The organism is Pseudomonas sp. TH10 (genome assembly GCF_016651255.1).
Taxonomy (GTDB): Bacteria; Pseudomonadota; Gammaproteobacteria; order Pseudomonadales; family Pseudomonadaceae; genus Aquipseudomonas.
This window is the reverse complement of record NZ_JAEKEG010000024.1, coordinates 1-16,424: the sequence shown is the minus strand read 5'-3', so window position 1 is coordinate 16,424 and position 16,424 is coordinate 1. Positions and strand designations below refer to the sequence as shown.

The following is a 16,424-nucleotide window of genomic DNA, read 5'->3' as shown; positions in this document are numbered from 1 at the left end:
TGGTGGCCGCTTCTTCGCCAACCGGCTGCAGGCTCAGGCTGATCTTGCCGTCGGGACGAACCTCCTTGATGAAGCCCTTCTCTTCCTTGCCGGCGCGCATGAACTTAAAGATTTCGTTCTTGTGAATCAAGCCCCAGTGCTTGTTGTTGATGATCGCCTTGAAACCCATGTCAGTGGCTTCGGCAACCAGCAGGTCAACTTCCTGGCCCTGGCTGTAGTTGGCCGGGGTCTTGTCGAGGTAGCGATCCAGACGCGCCGTCGCGGTGATGCGGCGGGTGTGTTTGTCGAGGTAGACGTGCACCACGCAGTACTCGCCAGCGGTCATCTGGCGTTTTTCTTCGGAATACGGCAGCAACAGATCCTTCGGCAGCCCCCAATCGAGGAACACACCGATGCTGTTGACTTCAACAACTTTCAGACTGGCAAATTCGCCGACCTGTACTTTTGGTTTCTCTGTGGTGGCGAGAAGTTTGTCTTCGCTGTCCAGATAAACAAAAACGTTAAGCCAATCTTCATCTTCGCTGGGAATATCTTTAGGGATATAACGGTTGGGCAAAAGAATTTCGCCGTCGGCACCGCCGTCCAGATATAAACCGAAGTTAGTGTGTTTAACCACTTGCAAACTGTTGTAACGCCCGACTAAAGCCATTTCCAGAACCCTCATTACGTGGGCGGCATTCTACCCGGTTTTGCGGTCAGCGTTCTGCGCCCGGCCCGGTGGCGCCGCAAAATTAGCTCAAAAGCTTGATTTTCATGGGTTTGGCTCACCGGCAACCAGCCGCTCGTCCGACCAACCGACCCAGCTTCAGCGCCCATCGCCTGCACAAAAAACGTTTTCTCATCCACACGTCTTTAGATAAAACAGCAGCTTAGGGCGACCGAAAGATTATTAATCCGGTTTAAATCCCACCGCCGCCAGGATTAAATCGGGGGATATTTACCAAGCAATTGTCAAGTTATTACTGTACGATGCCTGGCCGAGTTACTTTTCTACAGGTTAATGGCCGCCATGCGTGTAAAAGCATCCACCAGCAAAGCAAAGCCAGCTCCAGCCGTTGAAACCAGCGAATCGATCAACGATCAGATCGCAGCGTTCCTCAAGTCCGGCGGCGAGATCCAGCAAATTGCCAAAGGCGTCAGTGGCCAGACGTTCGGCCCGTCCAAGCAGATTAGCCTGGGCAAAAAGTAATAGCGGCATCAACTGGTCCTTAGGCGCTTTGAGCTTCGAAGCGCTTGGACTGAACTCTCTCGAAATACCCGCACAAACTCCCAACTCTCAAAAATCGACGAACGGCCTTCAGCGCCGGGCATTCGCCGGTATCCTTGCACGCGTCTAGATCAAGCGTTTCAACAGGCTCACCGGCTTGTGCTCGCTGTTCATGGAGTGACGCATGTTCAAGCCCCCACTCATATTGCTCGGCACCCTGCTGTCGTGTTCGCTAGCCCATGCGCAGATCTTCCAGCGCGAGTTGGGCGACTTCGACCTGAAACTTGGCACCTCGCCCTCCCGCAGCATGGCCCAGGGCCTGGTCAAACCGGCCGCCGTCGGCTCATTCCATGGCGGCCTTGACCTGAGCCACGACAGCGGGTTCTACGTCGGCCAATGGTCACCCAGCATGGGCCTGAGTCCAGGTAACAACCTGGAAGTCGATTCATACATGGGCTTCAAGCAGCCCTTCGACCAGACGCTCGGTTACGAGGTCGGGATGATTCACTACAGCTACCCGAAAGTGGACACCCTCGACAGCCAGGAGCTGTTTGGCGGCCTGACATTTCTGGGCAGCCGCTTCGGCGCCGCGTTCAGTAACGACCCCGACAAGCAAAACAGCACCGTGTTTGCCGATCTTGGCGGCAACAAGCCGTTTGGAATTGGGGTCAGCATGAAGTACACCAGCCACCAGCTGAACGCGCCGGTCTCGGTCGACGGCGGCTATATCGGCAGCTTTACCGACTGGTCAGTGCAGCTTTCCCGCCCCTTCATGGGCATCGACCTGAACCTGATCTACAGCGATTCCAACCTCAGCGGCAATGATTGCTCCGCCTATTCCGGACACAACAGCCAGTGCGACGGGCTGGTAACCCTCAAGGCCGAGCGCAGCTTCTACTGAGCGGCCGGGTGCTGTGCGCCGATGATATGAACTGCAAGGCTGATCCTGCGATCACATAAGAATCTCCTCAAATAGCCAGGCTCTTGCAAGGACTCGCCCATGTCGCGCTGGTTTAAATGTCTCGCCGTCATCCTCACCCTAAGCCTCGCCCTCGGCGCTTGCAGTCGCGTCGGGCTGGCCTACCGTAACCTCGACGTGATCATTCCCTGGACGCTCAGCGACTATGTGGATATGCATGGCGAGCAAAAAGACTGGTTCAACGAACGCCTCAAGGAACACCTGAGCTGGCACTGCACCACGCAACTGCCGGGTTATCTGGATTGGCTGGATCGTTTGCAGACCATGGTCGAAACCAATCAGGTAACCGACGCCGCGCTCCAGGCGCGTACTGCGGAAGCCAAACAAGCCATCGCCGAAACCGCCCAGGCAATCACCCCTTCGGCAATCGAACTGCTGCAAGGGCTGGATGACAAACAGGTTGCCGAGATGAATGACGCGTTTGCCAAGGATCTGCGCAAGCGTCAGCAGGATTACGTCAATCCGCCACTGACAGAACAAATCGCCGAGCGCGGCGCACGCATGGTTAAACGCTTGAATGACTGGCTCGGGCCTTTGAGCGCGACCCAGGAACAACGCGTGATGGCATGGTCAACGGCGTTGGGCGATCAAAACACCCAGTGGATCGCCAACCGTGCGCATTGGCAGAAGCAATTCAGTGCCGCGGTTGCACAGCGCAAGAGTCCGGAGTTTGCGCAACGCATCGAGACGTTGCTGGTGAACAGGGAGAGCTTGTGGACGCCGGCTTATCGCCAGGCCTTCGCTGCAACCGAAGCACAGGCTCGATCGCTGTTTGTGGATTTGATGGCCGAAAGCACGCCGGCTCAGCGCGAGCGGTTGCTGAAGAAGATCGAGGGAGTGAGGAAAGACTTCAACGATTTGAAATGCCTGAAAGCGGCGCAGCAAAATTGAATAAAGACCCGTTCAGATTCCACAATTGCATGTGGGAGCGAGCCTGCTCGCGATAGCGTCATCACATCCAACATCAATGTTGAATGCTGTACCGCATCGCGAGCAGGCACGCTCCCACAGATTTGAGCCGCACGGGCATCGCGGGCCTTCAGGCGATTTGGGCTTTTGAGGCCACCACATCAAACGTCGACTCATCCAGCGCATCGGCCTGCTCATCCAGCACCTGACGCGGGTGATCATTGCCAGGAATGCTGCTGTCGATCAGGCTCAACAAGCTCGATCCACGCGCCGTCAAGATGTAGTTGGACCCCGAGCCACCCTGCTCTTCTGGCCGAGGTTCGATGTAACCGCGCTCCAGCAATAGCTTTTCGTACTCTCCTGCCACGGCTTTAAGGTGATCAAGGTTTTCGGGTTCCCCGCCCTCTGCCGCCTTCGCCGCCGCATACTTTTCTGCATAAGCACGTGGCGCGAAGCTTGTGTCATCGCTCTGCACTTCATGCAGCAAACATTCAATCAAATCCCAGTTATAAGTCGTCATCCTGATTCAACCTCCAAGCCAGAGAGTGAGATGGCCTTCATAGAGTGTGACCTGCACCGATCCCAGCCGTTCAGCCTGGATTTTCAGCGGCACTGACCGGCGGTATGTCGAATTGGGCGAAGGCCGTACGACTAGTGGGTGTGAGCTACCTCGACGCTGACTGTAGGAGAAACCACCATGAACGTTCAAAACCATCCGGTCGTGAGCCGCGAAGAATGGCTCGCCGCGCGCCGGCAACACCTGGCCCAAGAAAAGCCTTTACCCGCGAGCGCGACAAACTCAGCGCCGAACGCCGCGCCTTGCCATGGGTGAAGATCGATAAGGACTACCACTTCCAGGGCCCAGGCGGCGAACTGAAACTGGCCAACCTGTTTGGCGGCCGCAGCCAGCTGATCATCTACCACTTCATGTTTGCCGAGGGTTGGACCGAAGGTTGCCCTGGGTGCTCCTTCCTGAGCGATCACATCGACGGTACCAACCTGCACCTGGCCCATCATGACGTCTCTGTGGTTGCGGTCTCCCACGCGCCTTATGCCCGATTCCAGGACTTCCGGCAACGCATGGGCTGGAAGTTTGACTGGGTGTCATCTGAAGGTTGCGACTTTAACTACGACTTTGGCGTCTGCGCGCGGGCTGAGGATATTGCCGCCGGAAAAGCCACCTACAACTACGAAAAATCTGACGGTACAGAAGAAGAACTGCCTGGCCTCAGCGTCTTTTATCGCAACGAAGCCGGGGATATTTTTCACACCTACTCCACCTATGCCCGGGGCCTCGACCTGTTGGTTGGGGCATACAACTACCTGGACCTCACGCCCAAGGGCCGTAATGAGGAAGAAATCATGGAGTGGGTGCGGCACCACGACCGCTATGAGGAGCAAGCACCGGCAAGCTGCTGCCATCGTTGAACGTAGGGGGCGCTGTGTTTCTGAACTTTTTGCGTACCAAAACGCTCAACCCGTTATACCGCCCTCACCGGAAACGAGGCTGCCCCATGAAGACATTGCTGAAAATCACCCTTGCCGCCACGCTTGCCTGCGCCCTCCCCGCCTGGGCCTGCACGCCTGAAGAAGCCACCGCCAAACGCGAGCAGCTGGCCAAGGAAGTGACCCGGCTGACCGAGCAGAACCCGGCCAAGGCCAAGGAAATCAACGCCGAGTTGCAGAAGATGGACCTGGGCACTGCCAGTGCCGATTTGCCGGATAAATGCCAGCTGATTGACCAGCGGCTCAAAGAGCTGAATTCAGCAGAGAAAAAAGCTGAAAGCTAAAAGCCATAAAAAAACCCGGACACTGTCCGGGTTTTTTCTGTGTGCCTGAAACGACTTACTCAGCCGCAGGCTCTGCCGGCTTGCGGCGCTTGAGCGGCGCCATGCCGTCGCTGCTCACCAACGAGTCAGGCTTGGGACGGTTGGCGCTCTTGCGCTTGGTCGGCGTCTTGGCGGCGGTTTTTTTCTTGTCGCCCTTGGCGTCGGTCTTTTTCTTCTTCACGCCAACGGCTTTGCCCGAGGCCTTGACCTTTTTCGGTCCGCCGTAGGTGCCTTTGACTTCCTTGATGGTGCGGCGCTCGAAGCTCTGCTTCAGATAGCGCTCGATGCTCGACATCAGGTTCCAGTCGCCGTGGCAGATCAGCGAGATCGCCAGACCGTCATTGCCGGCGCGGCCGGTACGACCGATACGGTGTACGTATTCGTCGCCGCTGCGTGGCATGTCGAAGTTGATCACCAGATCCAGGCCATCAACGTCCAGACCACGGGCCGCCACGTCGGTGGCAACCAGAATCTTCACGCCGCCCTGCTTTAGGCGGTCGATCGCCAGCTTGCGATCCTTCTGGTCTTTCTCGCCGTGCAGCACGAACGCTTTGTATTCCTGAGCCACCAGACGGCCGTAGATACGGTCGGCCATGGCGCGGGTGTTGGTGAACACGATGGCCTTCTGATAAGTCTCGTTGGCCAACAGCCAGTTCACAATCTGTTCTTTGTGCTGGTTGTGGTCGGCGGTGATGATCTGCTGACGGGTCGTCGAGTTCAGTTGGCTGACTGCGTTGAGCTGCAAGTGCTCAGGGTTGTTCAGCACCTTGCCGATCATGTCGCGCAGGCCGGAACCACCAGTGGTCGCGGAGAACAGCATGGTCTGCTGACGGTTCGGGCATTCGTCGACCAGACGCTGGACGTCTTCGGCAAAACCCATGTCGAGCATGCGGTCGGCTTCGTCGAGCACCAGCACTTCGACTTCTTTCAGGTCGAGGTTGCCGGCGTTCAGTTGCTCGATCATCCGGCCTGGGGTACCGATGAGGATGTCCGGCACTTTGCGCAGCATCGCTGCTTGCACCTTGAAGTCTTCGCCGCCGGTGATCAGGCCGGACTTGATGAAGGTGAACTGCGAGAAACGCTCAACTTCCTTCAGGGTTTGCTGGGCCAGCTCGCGGGTCGGCAGCAGGATCAGGGTCTTGATGCTGACGCGGACTTTAGCCGGGCCGATCAGACGGTTGAGGATCGGCAAAACGAAAGCAGCGGTTTTGCCGCTACCGGTTTGCGCAGTCACCCGCAGGTCACGCCCTTGGAGCGCCAGCGGAATAGCCGCTGCTTGCACAGGCGTTGGCTCGACAAATTTTAGCTCGGCCACGGCTTTGAGCAGGCGTTCGTGCAGGGCGAATTGGGAAAACACGGGTGCTACCTCGAAGAAATACAAAAAAACAGCTGCATAGGTTACCGGTTTCGAGCGCTCAGGCCGAGTTTCTTTATACAAACGGACGTAATCAGTGGCTTTTTTGTTGCTCGATTTGTCTCTTACGGTAATACACAGCGGCTTAAATGCTCTAATCGCCCATCGCGTCTCACAGAAGAATCGTTTCTCTTATGGATTTCAAACAGCTCTGGCTCAACGCCCAGGACCTCTGGGGCACCCTCGAACAACACCCGCTTCTGCAATCCGGCCTGGCGCTGATGTTGCTGTTGGTGATCGCCCTGGTGCTCGGACGAGTGGCACGGTATCTGATCCTGCACGCCGCCAAACTGCTCGGGCGTCAGCCCGCCATGCACTGGATGAATGACCTGCGGCACAACAAGGTCTTCCATCGCCTGGCCCAGATGACGCCGTCGCTGGTCATCCAGTTCGGCCTGCACCTGGTGCCCGAGCTGAGCAAGACCAGCCTGGTCTTCCTTGGCAACGTCGCGCTGTCGTTCACCATTCTGTTCCTGCTGCTGTCGGTCAGCGCCTTGCTCAACGCGCTGCTGGATATCTACGCCCGTACCGAACACGCGCGCACTCGCTCTATCAAGGGCTACGTGCAATTGGCAAAAATGGTGCTGTACGTGTTTGGCGCCATCATCATCGTCGCCACCCTGATTGACCGTTCGCCGTTGTTGCTGCTGTCGGGTCTCGGCGCCATGTCGGCGGTGATTCTGCTGGTCTACAAGGATACCCTGCTGTCATTTGTCGCCAGCGTGCAACTGACCAGCAACGACATGCTGCGGGTCGGGGACTGGATCGAGATGCCGCAAGTCGGCGCCGACGGTGACGTGGTCGACATCACGTTACACACGGTCAAGGTGCAGAATCACGCGTGAGCTCTCATCATTTGACACAACCCGTGAGCTCAACTTGAATTGACAGACATCTCCGTTTGGATGATGTCCATGACCTCACACCTTTCCCCTGAAGCCCCCTTGAAACCACCGGTTGCTACAAAAAGGTGGTGCTGAGTAACGTCCAGCTTTGGAAGCCATGCGCCCCTGATCAAGCCATGGATTGGGTGGGGGCATCTCCAGAAGACGGGTTAGGCATCGAACCCTACCCTGTAGAACGCCTTCCCTAGAAACCTCAAGCATTAATACCCTCTACGTGATCCTTCAGCCTGACGGGAGCATCTGGCGCGACGGTAGCCTGTACCTTTACTGGCTCTCGATAGAGCAAGGGAAGAAAGCACCCACGCTCGAAAACATCGCGGGCGACCTGTGCGACTTCATGAACAAAATGCAGGAAGGTGGAAGGGACTATCTTAATTTCGAGGGAGAGTCATACAGCCGGCCGACTTACTACTACCAAGCTCAGATGAAAAAGCCGTTCAACGTAAGGTACGGAGCAGTGCGACGGGGAGTGGTGAGAAGCTAGGGAGAGCTACAGCCAACCGAAAGATCACCAGCATAATTGGTTTCTATCGCTGGATGGTAAACACAGCACGGTTCAAGCCTCAGCAGGCAATGTGGGTTAGCACAACAAGGTATATCTCTTACGACGACCGCCATGGCTTTCAACAATCTCGAGAGATTATATGCACTGACTTAACCTTTAGAAAGACAGCCGGGATATCCACGGGCGACTACATTGAAGATGGAGGAAAGCTATACCCCATCAGCCGGGAGAACCAGGAAGCACTGATTGCTGCATTGGTGCGACTGCGTAATCCCGAAATGCTGCTAATTTACATCATTGCCTTGACCACAGGGATGAGAATCCAGTCTATATTGAATCTGCGCTTCCATTGCATTCGACAAGACGTAGGCTCACAAGAGGATGAAAATCGGAATGCCCTATACGCAATTACCATAGGAGGATTAACGAATGTGGGAGCGAAAGGCGGCAAGGAACAAAACGTACTGATGCCTGCCTGGCTACACTACCGACTTACGATCTATCTAAACTCTCAACGATACAAGGACAGAGCTATGAAATCACCAATTAGCAATATCTATGACCAGTATCTTTTCTTGACGAGAACAGGTAATCCGTACTACGTAGCCGAAGAAGATAGCGAGCTTTTCGGGTATTCCAACGAGCGCGGATCAGCGATCCGTCAGTTTGCCGCGAGAATCCTACAGGAACTCGTCAAAGCAAATCAGGCATTCAAATATCAGTTCCACGACCTACGCGCCACGTTCGGTATGAACTTAATCGAGGACAACATGAAACTAATAGACAAGGGTGACATGTCGCAACCCCAGCTGCTGGATTTAGTGAGAAGAAGACTAAACCACAGCAGCGTCGACGTATCCATGCGCTACCTGAGGTTTAGGTCTGATCATCCTCTGGTTGCCAACGCCCAATCGGAGTTTGAATCTCACCTTGAGGGCGTTATTACGACGGAAATGAGACGACATGAGGGTATTCGATCGTGACATCTACAAAATTGACCTACAGAGCCTTCAACTGGACGAGTGCCAGCGAGAAATCGCTGACATCCCTATCGAAGGTCTTATTATAGAATACACTAAAGACCGTAAATTCGATATTGGCGCGCTTTGCTACCAAGTTCGCACCAAGACTACCCGAGCGCTGATAAAGGAAGTAGATTTTAAAACACTACATCCAGAGCGCAAGAGCCCTATACGTGCCTGGGTTGTACAGCAGATCACGCTTTACTACACCCGCAACACTGCGACCACCATCTTCACCAACGCCAATAAAATCGCTGGCCTTTTCGACTGGGCGGACTCCAGTGGCTTTGAGGATTTCTTAAAATCGCCTGAAAGCTATCATCAGGCTCTGCAAGCATATACACAAAATCTATTTCTCCAAATCGATACGACGAAAAAATCGCAACTTACTGCGAACGGTCTACAGTCAGTGGCGTTAGGCAGCGGATCTGTTTTCTTTACTAACTCAGCATTTAATTTTCGAGATGATTTGCCAATTATCTCTAGCAAAGGAGGCTGTTCCAAGCCCACCGAACCGCCTCTCCAGAGCGAAATTGAAGCATATCTCACGCCTTGCCAGTATCTATTTGACGGTCTAACCAATTTTGTACTCAGCTTCAAAAGATTTCCTGCCCGAATTCCGTTCATGACTGAACACCTCTGGCTACTTCCGGGAGAATACCCCTTTATAAGTAAAATGGCGCTTTCAAAAAAGACCAAGGCTCAATCTAATATTTGCTGGGACTACGAAAAAGGCAGAATCCGCACAACGCAGGAAGCAACAAAACTTAGTTGCCGCCCTCTTAATTTCGTGCAATCTGACCTCGTAGCCGCATATACGCTGAAACAAAAGACCAATCGTGATCAGCGGCACGAGAAGCGAATGAAACTTGCTAAGATTGCACACGATGCGTTCATCCCTTTATTTGTAGCCAATAGTGGAATTAATGAACAGCCCCTGAGAGACCTACTCTTTGATGAAAGCTATGAAACCTTTGAGTCAGGGAAAAGGGGTTTATCGGAATCAAGATGCGATCTGGGGGAAGAGAAATAAAATTCTCAATCAAAAAACCTTCACCAAGCAATTTGATAAATTCATCCGACTGCGGAAATTCATTGATGGCGGGCTAGGTGAGAAATATCTATTTATCGGCATTACCGTTAACGAACGATCCATAGGTGGCCAACTTGGCCTAAGTCAGATCGATCAGCTTAACCATAGAATCAGGCGCTTTTTGCTTCCCGACTTTAAGGGTTTGAGCTACCGAAAACTTAGGAAGTACAAAAGCAACTACCTATTTACCCAAGGTCATTCTGTTCAAGTCGTTTCATCATTACTGCAAACTAGTGAAAAGACGATTTTCAATAATTATGCTCAAGCCAATGAAAATACAGCCATAGCTGAAATTACTGCAATGATGAAACGGTTGACTGGCCTGTTAGATGATTACTCAGGGGAAGAAACACCTGCGGGCGATTGTGCAGACATTGCCCGGCGGTCGGAAGCGATCTCTCCGCCTCCCGACTACGAACCCAACTGCAAAAATTTTGAAGGTTGCATTTTTTGTAGCCAATTTAGAACTCATGCCACTGAGTCTGCTATTCGCAAGCTCCTAAGCATGCGTTTCGTCACCTTGGAATATCTAAACTCCTGCGCAGATAAAAGTCATTTTGACAAGGTACATGGCGCAGCTGTGGCGCAGATCGACCGTATAATTTTAGAGCTTCGGGAGGAGCGCTCTGACATGTCAAAACTCGTTGATCAAATCAGCGCCGAAATCAGTAATGAGTTCAAGCTCTCTGATTACTGGATGCGCTTCTACCATCGTATGGTTCAGTTGAAGGTGATGAAATGATAGCTAAACGCAAAATTTCGGTCAGCAGCACTGCCTTCCCTCTCAAAAAGGAACATTTACAGACTGATGCTTACTATGGGATGGCATTATCTCGGATACGCTCAGGGCTGGTGATGTCCCGATCGATAGACGGATCCGTCATTTCAGTCTTTGATGATGATCAGTGGCTCCTTCCTGCTTTCGCATTTAGTGTCAAGGACAATCCATATTTTGATTTCTTGCCATTTCGGCAAGAAGGGAAGTTTAGTGCAGAAAACGTAGTCACTTGCAAACGGATTTTTTCCCTAAAAATGTTTTCTACAAAATCTAGAACTGGCAAGCCCATACGCTTAACCACCATACAGGCAATAATAGCAGCGCTTTATCACATAAACTCGTTTAGCAATAAATGCAACATCACAATTCAGAATATATTCTATTCCAAAAAGCTTTTTGAAGAGATGCTGAAGAACATTCCAACTTCATACAGCAGACCCATACTTTCCCTAGTTCGAACCCTTGTGAATATCGATAGTACTGATAGGGGATTTACGATCGACGGCACCATACTTCCGCTCCTTGCAAAAATCACTCGTGAATCCCGTAATAAATTCGGGCAGCACCCTGTAATTCCCAGCAGAATCCTTTGGGCCAAATATAAACAGTATAGAAATTGCATCCACGACTACTTACAAAATAAAGAAGCCATACACGACTTCATTAAAAAAACGATCGAAGATCGATTTTTTGGCAGATGTGAAATTACTCGCTATAAATATAAAAAGGAATACTCTGGGCTTCCTTTAGAGACGAGAACAATTTACGATCAAGAGCCGCTAACCTTCTGGAAGTCTCTTGAAAAATACAACCTCACAGCACTTGCAAAAAACACAACTGGAAGAATACGCGTTGCGCAAGTCATTTTTTGTCACTTGTACAGTACTGCGCAAAATGTTTGATTCATTTGTTCACTCTCATGCGGGACAGCGAAGCTTATAACCTACCGGTAGACTGCCTGGAATCCATTCATGGCTGGAACGACGAAGCACTTTACGTTTGCGGAACATCAACTAAGCTCGAGGGCAAAAAAACGGACGCTAAATGGATCACCACTGACGACATCCTCCAGCCTATACAGGTACTTCAGTCCATTCAAAAGCTCGTGGCCTCTTATGCAGAAGACAATACGGAGACAAACTGGTTATTCTTGGCAGCGTCAAACTTGCCATTTTCAGGTAGTCCGAAGAAAGAGGGAGTAGCACCCACAAACCTCGACCACAATCTCCCCCGTCATCATTACCGACGCCGACATCTGCGAATTGGAAACCATTGATCCTTATCGAAACTGGCGCGACGACAATAGATTTCAGATTGGACAGCCCTGGCGAATTACATCGCACCAATTCCGTCGCTCAATTGCTGTGTTTGCGGGCCAATGTGGATTGATTACCCTTCCTTCCCTTAAACGCCTGCTACGGCATATCACCAAAGCCATGTCGACCTACTACATGAAGGGGTGCTCTGCCAAAAACTATCTATTCAGCGACATCAACCCTCAGCTAACACGAGAGCTGAAGCGAGCCAAGGCAGAGGCCGACGCTGCAGTGTTCATTCGTGACGTGCTCAAATCCGCAGAACAGATGTACGGTTTCGCCGGACGTCGGGCAATGGAAATGCGAGAGCAGTCCCCTTGGCTAGCCGGCACGGTGGAAGATACAAAGCAGCAGGTGAAGCTCGGACTTACGGCTTACCAGGAAACCCCTGCTGGAGGGTGCACCTCCCCAACGCCATGCGATAAGCGAGCACATGCAAAGATGGATACCTGCATCACGTGCAAGCAATTTGTAGGGCAAGAGGACAAAATGGCGGAAACGATCGAGATCATGGAATTTGATTTGGTAGAACTCAAGCCCGGAACCATTGAATACCGTGCAGAGCTTCAAAACCTGGAGGACTTCAAGAATTTGCGTGACCGCATCATCGCCCGCGGCTGATATCATTTTTCCATCAGAACGGAGAGGATTGATATGTCGGAAGAACACCAAAAATATTCAACCGTGAAACCCTATTACGATGCGGCACTTCGTATCTTCACTGATACCACAGTGATTTTACCCCCAGGCTCGAAGATGACACTGAAAAACGTTGCACTGGAAGCAGGTAAATCTCCTAGCAGTATCAGAAAGGACAGAGACATCTTCATCCCGCTTATCCAGGATGTTATAGAAATGGCCAAACAGATGGCCGAGCGCCAAGCTCCAGGCGAGGAGAAGGTTAAAGATGCACGGCAGAAAACCAAGAAAGCGAAAGCCGAGGCCAGCGACTACAAGGGCCGCTATAAAGAATCATTGGCGCGAGAGCTCATGTTGATCAAAGCGCTGGATGACGCACAGCGCTCCCTTCGTAGTTATGAGGAGCCCTTCAGCCAACACGAAAACGTCGTGCCTTTCCCGAACCCTCGGAAATGATTCCTGAGCAAAGAAAATAGGAGAAGCAAGCACCGGGTCTACCCAATTGCGACGAAGCTTTTATGCAAGGGATTGGCGCCGCGTTTTTTCGTCCATGGCCAGCCGAGTTGCAGCACCTCGCAGCACATAGAGAGATGCGTTAAACCCTGGCCTGACGAACCTCACACAAGAACCCCTCTGCAGACAGATGGGCTTGAGCATGCCCAACAACTCACAGGCATGCAGCAGCTCGCTTTCATCGAGTTCATGCCTGATGTCTGCCATGAGGAGGTGGATTACGTGACTACCGCCCTGAACCGTCGCTAGCTTCATGAGTTCGTCACTCGAGCGTACAAAACAAACTCGCGTTTGAATGTGTCAGGCATTCGACTAGAAATGATGCCAGCGTTGTTAGCGCTCCAGATCCAAGGCGCATTGCCTCGCAGCGAGTTCGCAACCTTTACCGCTCTTCCACCTGAAGCAGCCAGCGAGCAGCTCAACCGGTTGATCAATCTCGGTATCGTAGTCAAGCCGCCATTTAACCTCTAAAGGTAAAGGCTGGAGGTGGGCTTACCGGTCTGGTTTACCCAGGATCTCCTTCCCGACTTTCATTTAGCATGAGCTTGACGTTAAGCCGGTCTACAGCCCGGAGGGCCGATAACGGTTATAGCCTCTACTAGGATTGTTACTTCTGAGACAGCACACTAGAGGACAAGCGCTTATAGACGCAATCCAAACCGAATATTGATATACTCTAGAAATTCATTCAATCACTGAGCTCCATACTCACCAGCAGTTTGGCAAAAATTATCCCACTGAAAATCGATTTGCAAGCAAATTTTCTCAAATTCACAAGTTAACTTTAAACTACCGGACGAGACGCCATCAATGTTTACAGGATTACGTCCAACACTTGTTAAATCCTAGGGATTAATTTATCGCAAGATTGTTGAAAGTTAGCTTAGTAATTTCCGACAGCTAGCATTTTTCACCTTTGACAAGTTTTCAGAAGTCGACTTTTATCTACCTACACCTAGGAGGGAAGTTGCCATGCTCTTTTCAGAAATTTTTCACCCTGAATGCGATCCAATAAGACCTCACGACGCCCCCAATCATGTTGTGTTCAATTGCTTGCAGTGGAAAACCCCAAGCCTAGAGGTGATGCCACAGGCAGCCAAGCAACGCTTTGCAGTCATCTGTGGCGATTACTTGAATCCTTACGTTACAGCAGCCCTAGAGCGCGCCTATATTTTGGGAGCAATGTCGGCTGTGAAGCTTATCGCCGTACACGAAGACTCTCTCTACCTTTTTCTTGACAGTGGAGTATCAAGCGCCACCTTCCAAAAAATTGAGTCACTGTGGTTACAGGTCATGTGTATGAGCCACATTCGGCTGACAGTAGATTTTGCGAACGTTAACGAGGTCTACTCTGGACACTCCGACTACGTCTTTTGGGAGGATGCGAAGGAAATCCTGGAATCAAATGACCTCGGCATTGAGCCATATGATCTCAAGGCTCTTGATGATTTCTCGGATAAAGTGTTCACCGATGAAGATCTGTCGTTCTTCCAATCACAAGAGGAAGGTCAGCCTGCAGCTATTCAGCACTGCCAAGTCGAAATCCTAAATTTCGCAAAAATTATGGGTCATACCAACCGTCTGATGTCGCTGCATTACCTCTATTTGATTAATCCAAAGTCTGACGCTTAATACGCTGATTAGAATGGTCATGACTCATTAAAGGCACTAGCCTACTCCAGATCAGTGTCATTACCGTAGCTTTGCCAAAGGGTGCGTTTCATGATCTATTCCCGACTGCTTTATACAGAACATGAACATCCCCACAATGATGATGGTGAGGGCGCGTACGCTATTTTTTCTACTCAGCAATTGTTCGGTGCTGACTGCATGCCACTTGAGGCTTTTTGCATTCAGAAGTTCGCTGTGCTGTGGGAAGATCAGCCCGACACCAGGGTGATCGATTTGATCGAGCAGTCGATTATCTTGACCATTCTTTCCCCTGTGAAGCTGTTGCATGCCTCCAAAGGAATGCTTGTCGTCGTTTATGACTCCCAATTAGCCGGCGAGAACTACAAATTGTTTCACCTCGTCTGGGAGAAAATTACTGCCGGTGTGATGTATGACGATTGGACGCTATTGCTTATCAAAGATACCGCTGCAGGGCGCGGCTACGACGGAGGGAGGATATTTAGAAAATTCGCCCGCAAGATTTTGGACAATAACGAGATCGGAATCACAGAGTTTACGCCTGATATGTTCCTGTTTAAGGATGACTGGACGCATGAAAATGTCTTCGGGTCAGCTCCTGCTGACGAAGCGGAAGCTGAGTCAGATAAGCAGCGAGCTGCGCCAAATCTATTTGATGATGACTTGGATTCGTGGCGAGAATCGGCCAGCGAACCATAACACTAGCCCTTCACCGCTGATGCCCCATCCCCGCGCTTGGACTGCAGGATGTCGAGAACGAATATGCGGCTATTTTTTGCGTCCCCTGCGGGGCCGGCTGTCGTGAACCAGGCCCGGCGAAACTCGCCGTTGTCCTGGCCCTGTCGGGCTTTCATCCTCACGCCTGCGCGCTCCGCTTGCCTAGAAGACAATACGAAGAACGCGAACAAAGCGGAGAGCGATCAACCCTGTTTGTAGATACCGGAAATAGATGGGCCTCCTAACAGAACCATCGGCCAATGGGGCACCAAACATGGACAAGGGAATCGAACTCGTGAACAACACCTACGTCGCCCAAGCCAAAAGCCTTCTGGCTGAGATTGGCGTTCACCAGCTTTCGGAAGGTGTATGGGCATTCACGGAGGTTCACTCTGCCAGCCATGCCTACATTCACCACTCACTACTACCAGTCGCCCTTGCTGCCTACGCGGCAGTTAATCCCACGTTCGCTGCTGTCCGTTTTCCCAACTGGGCGTTGGTCGATATGGTGGATAAAGTGCCCTGCATGGACGGTGCTGAGCTTACGGCACTGTCGATGGTTTGCGGAGCTGCCATCCCTACGTTCCCCAGTGCCTCAGAGCGAGGAAATATTTTCGGACAAGCAGTTTGGGGAATCGTAGAAACTTACTCGCTTGAGGGCTGTTTTCAACACGTCGCACGCGCCTATGGAAGCCCAGGCAGGCATTACAACTTACGGCCTCGCGGCTTCGATTGGGCTGGCGGAGAAGAGCCCTCCCCGAAGAATTGAAAGCAATGCGCAAAAGCTATCGCGCAATGTCGCCGCTGCAAAAGATCATGGTTTTAACGATCATGCACTTGTACAACCAGGGCAAAGACAAGACGTATCTGGCTGGGGGCTGTCCGACAAAAATTCCTGCCGCCCGGGCAATGGATATCCTTCGCAGAAATGGATCGGCGCTCTCGGCC

The 16,424-nt window shown here is 51.9% G+C and carries 16 protein-coding genes and 2 pseudogenes; 15 read left to right on the top strand and 3 right to left on the bottom strand.

Translation table 11 applies throughout. The features are described 5' to 3' along the window. On the bottom strand, positions 1-649 hold a 649-nt coding region (locus JFT80_RS03145; RefSeq protein ID WP_201146893.1), incomplete at its 3' end, for a S1 RNA-binding domain-containing protein. Positions 650-1,000: 351 nt separating this feature from the next. Between JFT80_RS03145 and JFT80_RS03140 the strand changes: the two genes are divergently transcribed. From JFT80_RS03140 to JFT80_RS03130, 3 genes are all read left to right on the top strand, one after another. Further along, complete coding sequence (locus JFT80_RS03140) at positions 1,001-1,189, top strand: hypothetical protein (protein WP_016985943.1); 189 nt, start codon at positions 1,001-1,003, stop codon at positions 1,187-1,189. Positions 1,190-1,391: 202 nt separating this feature from the next. Next, complete coding sequence (locus JFT80_RS03135; protein WP_122837888.1) at positions 1,392-2,108, top strand: TorF family putative porin; 717 nt, start codon at positions 1,392-1,394, stop codon at positions 2,106-2,108. Positions 2,109-2,207: 99 nt separating this feature from the next. Then, a complete protein-coding gene (locus JFT80_RS03130; protein ID WP_201146892.1) occupies positions 2,208-3,077 on the top strand; it encodes a DUF6279 family lipoprotein in 870 nt (289 codons plus the stop codon). Between the two features lie 148 nt (positions 3,078-3,225). Here JFT80_RS03130 and JFT80_RS03125 read toward each other — a convergent pair whose 3' ends face one another. After that, on the bottom strand, positions 3,226-3,615 hold the full coding sequence (locus JFT80_RS03125) for a transcriptional regulator (RefSeq protein ID WP_201146891.1): 390 nt from the start codon (positions 3,613-3,615) through the stop codon (positions 3,226-3,228). 177 nt (positions 3,616-3,792) lie between these two features. On the opposite strand from JFT80_RS03125, the pseudogene JFT80_RS03120 reads away from it, so the two are divergent. Then, positions 3,793-4,523: pseudogene (locus JFT80_RS03120) on the top strand (DUF899 domain-containing protein). A gap of 86 nt (positions 4,524-4,609) precedes the next feature. Beyond that, complete coding sequence (locus tag JFT80_RS03115) at positions 4,610-4,885, top strand: hypothetical protein (protein WP_122837884.1); 276 nt, start codon at positions 4,610-4,612, stop codon at positions 4,883-4,885. 55 nt (positions 4,886-4,940) lie between these two features. Here JFT80_RS03115 and JFT80_RS03110 read toward each other — a convergent pair whose 3' ends face one another. Further along, positions 4,941-6,281, bottom strand: a complete 1,341-nt coding sequence (locus tag JFT80_RS03110) for a DEAD/DEAH box helicase (RefSeq protein WP_007914470.1) — start codon at positions 6,279-6,281, stop codon at positions 4,941-4,943. Between the two features lie 191 nt (positions 6,282-6,472). Here JFT80_RS03110 and JFT80_RS03105 point away from each other — a divergent pair. From JFT80_RS03105 to JFT80_RS03060, 10 genes and pseudogenes are all read left to right on the top strand, one after another. Next, positions 6,473-7,174, top strand: a pseudogene (locus JFT80_RS03105) (mechanosensitive ion channel domain-containing protein); the annotation flags it as partial. Positions 7,175-7,780: 606 nt separating this feature from the next. Next, a complete protein-coding gene (locus JFT80_RS03100) occupies positions 7,781-8,731 on the top strand; it encodes a site-specific integrase (protein ID WP_242482759.1) in 951 nt (316 codons plus the stop codon). Further along, positions 8,712-9,803 carry a hypothetical protein gene (locus tag JFT80_RS03095; RefSeq protein ID WP_201146890.1) on the top strand — a complete coding sequence of 364 codons (1,092 nt, stop codon included), beginning with the start codon at positions 8,712-8,714 and terminating at the stop codon, positions 9,801-9,803. The genes JFT80_RS03100 and JFT80_RS03095 overlap by 20 nt, the downstream gene beginning before the upstream one ends. Then, complete coding sequence (locus JFT80_RS03090) at positions 9,736-10,605, top strand: hypothetical protein (protein ID WP_201146889.1); 870 nt, start codon at positions 9,736-9,738, stop codon at positions 10,603-10,605. The genes JFT80_RS03095 and JFT80_RS03090 overlap by 68 nt, the downstream gene beginning before the upstream one ends. After that, a complete protein-coding gene (locus tag JFT80_RS03085) occupies positions 10,602-11,543 on the top strand; it encodes a hypothetical protein (protein WP_201146888.1) in 942 nt (313 codons plus the stop codon). Before JFT80_RS03090 ends, JFT80_RS03085 begins: the two co-directional genes overlap by 4 nt. Positions 11,544-11,903: 360 nt before the next feature. Further along, positions 11,904-12,578, top strand: coding sequence for a hypothetical protein (locus JFT80_RS03080; RefSeq protein WP_201146887.1), 675 nt, complete (start codon positions 11,904-11,906; stop codon positions 12,576-12,578). Positions 12,579-12,611: 33 nt separating this feature from the next. Beyond that, positions 12,612-13,052, top strand: coding sequence for a hypothetical protein (locus JFT80_RS03075; protein ID WP_201146886.1), 441 nt, complete (start codon positions 12,612-12,614; stop codon positions 13,050-13,052). A gap of 1,029 nt (positions 13,053-14,081) precedes the next feature. Then, positions 14,082-14,741: a hypothetical protein gene (locus tag JFT80_RS03070; RefSeq protein WP_201146885.1), complete on the top strand. Its 660-nt coding sequence runs from the start codon at positions 14,082-14,084 to the stop codon at positions 14,739-14,741. Positions 14,742-14,831: 90 nt separating this feature from the next. Further along, positions 14,832-15,458, top strand: coding sequence for a hypothetical protein (locus JFT80_RS03065; protein WP_201146884.1), 627 nt, complete (start codon positions 14,832-14,834; stop codon positions 15,456-15,458). 292 nt (positions 15,459-15,750) lie between these two features. Further along, positions 15,751-16,245: a hypothetical protein gene (locus JFT80_RS03060; protein WP_242482758.1), complete on the top strand. Its 495-nt coding sequence runs from the start codon at positions 15,751-15,753 to the stop codon at positions 16,243-16,245. Positions 16,246-16,424 lie beyond the last annotated feature (179 nt).

Bases quoted from the DNA above. Each gene is read 5' to 3' on its own strand.
- JFT80_RS03140 (WP_016985943.1), top strand. From the start codon at position 1,001: ATGGCCGCCATGCGTGTAAAAGCATCCACCAGCAAAGCAAAGCCAGCT.
- JFT80_RS03135 (WP_122837888.1), top strand. From the start codon at position 1,392: ATGTTCAAGCCCCCACTCATATTGCTCGGCACCCTGCTGTCGTGTTCG.
- JFT80_RS03130 (WP_201146892.1), top strand. From the start codon at position 2,208: ATGTCGCGCTGGTTTAAATGTCTCGCCGTCATCCTCACCCTAAGCCTC.
- JFT80_RS03125 (WP_201146891.1), bottom strand. From the start codon at position 3,615: ATGACGACTTATAACTGGGATTTGATTGAATGTTTGCTGCATGAAGTG.
- JFT80_RS03115 (WP_122837884.1), top strand. From the start codon at position 4,610: ATGAAGACATTGCTGAAAATCACCCTTGCCGCCACGCTTGCCTGCGCC.
- JFT80_RS03100 (WP_242482759.1), top strand. From the start codon at position 7,781: ATGGTAAACACAGCACGGTTCAAGCCTCAGCAGGCAATGTGGGTTAGC.
- JFT80_RS03095 (WP_201146890.1), top strand. From the start codon at position 8,712: ATGAGGGTATTCGATCGTGACATCTACAAAATTGACCTACAGAGCCTT.
- JFT80_RS03090 (WP_201146889.1), top strand. From the start codon at position 9,736: ATGAAACCTTTGAGTCAGGGAAAAGGGGTTTATCGGAATCAAGATGCG.
- JFT80_RS03085 (WP_201146888.1), top strand. From the start codon at position 10,602: ATGATAGCTAAACGCAAAATTTCGGTCAGCAGCACTGCCTTCCCTCTC.
- JFT80_RS03075 (WP_201146886.1), top strand. From the start codon at position 12,612: ATGTCGGAAGAACACCAAAAATATTCAACCGTGAAACCCTATTACGAT.
- JFT80_RS03070 (WP_201146885.1), top strand. From the start codon at position 14,082: ATGCTCTTTTCAGAAATTTTTCACCCTGAATGCGATCCAATAAGACCT.
- JFT80_RS03065 (WP_201146884.1), top strand. From the start codon at position 14,832: ATGATCTATTCCCGACTGCTTTATACAGAACATGAACATCCCCACAAT.
- JFT80_RS03060 (WP_242482758.1), top strand. From the start codon at position 15,751: ATGGACAAGGGAATCGAACTCGTGAACAACACCTACGTCGCCCAAGCC.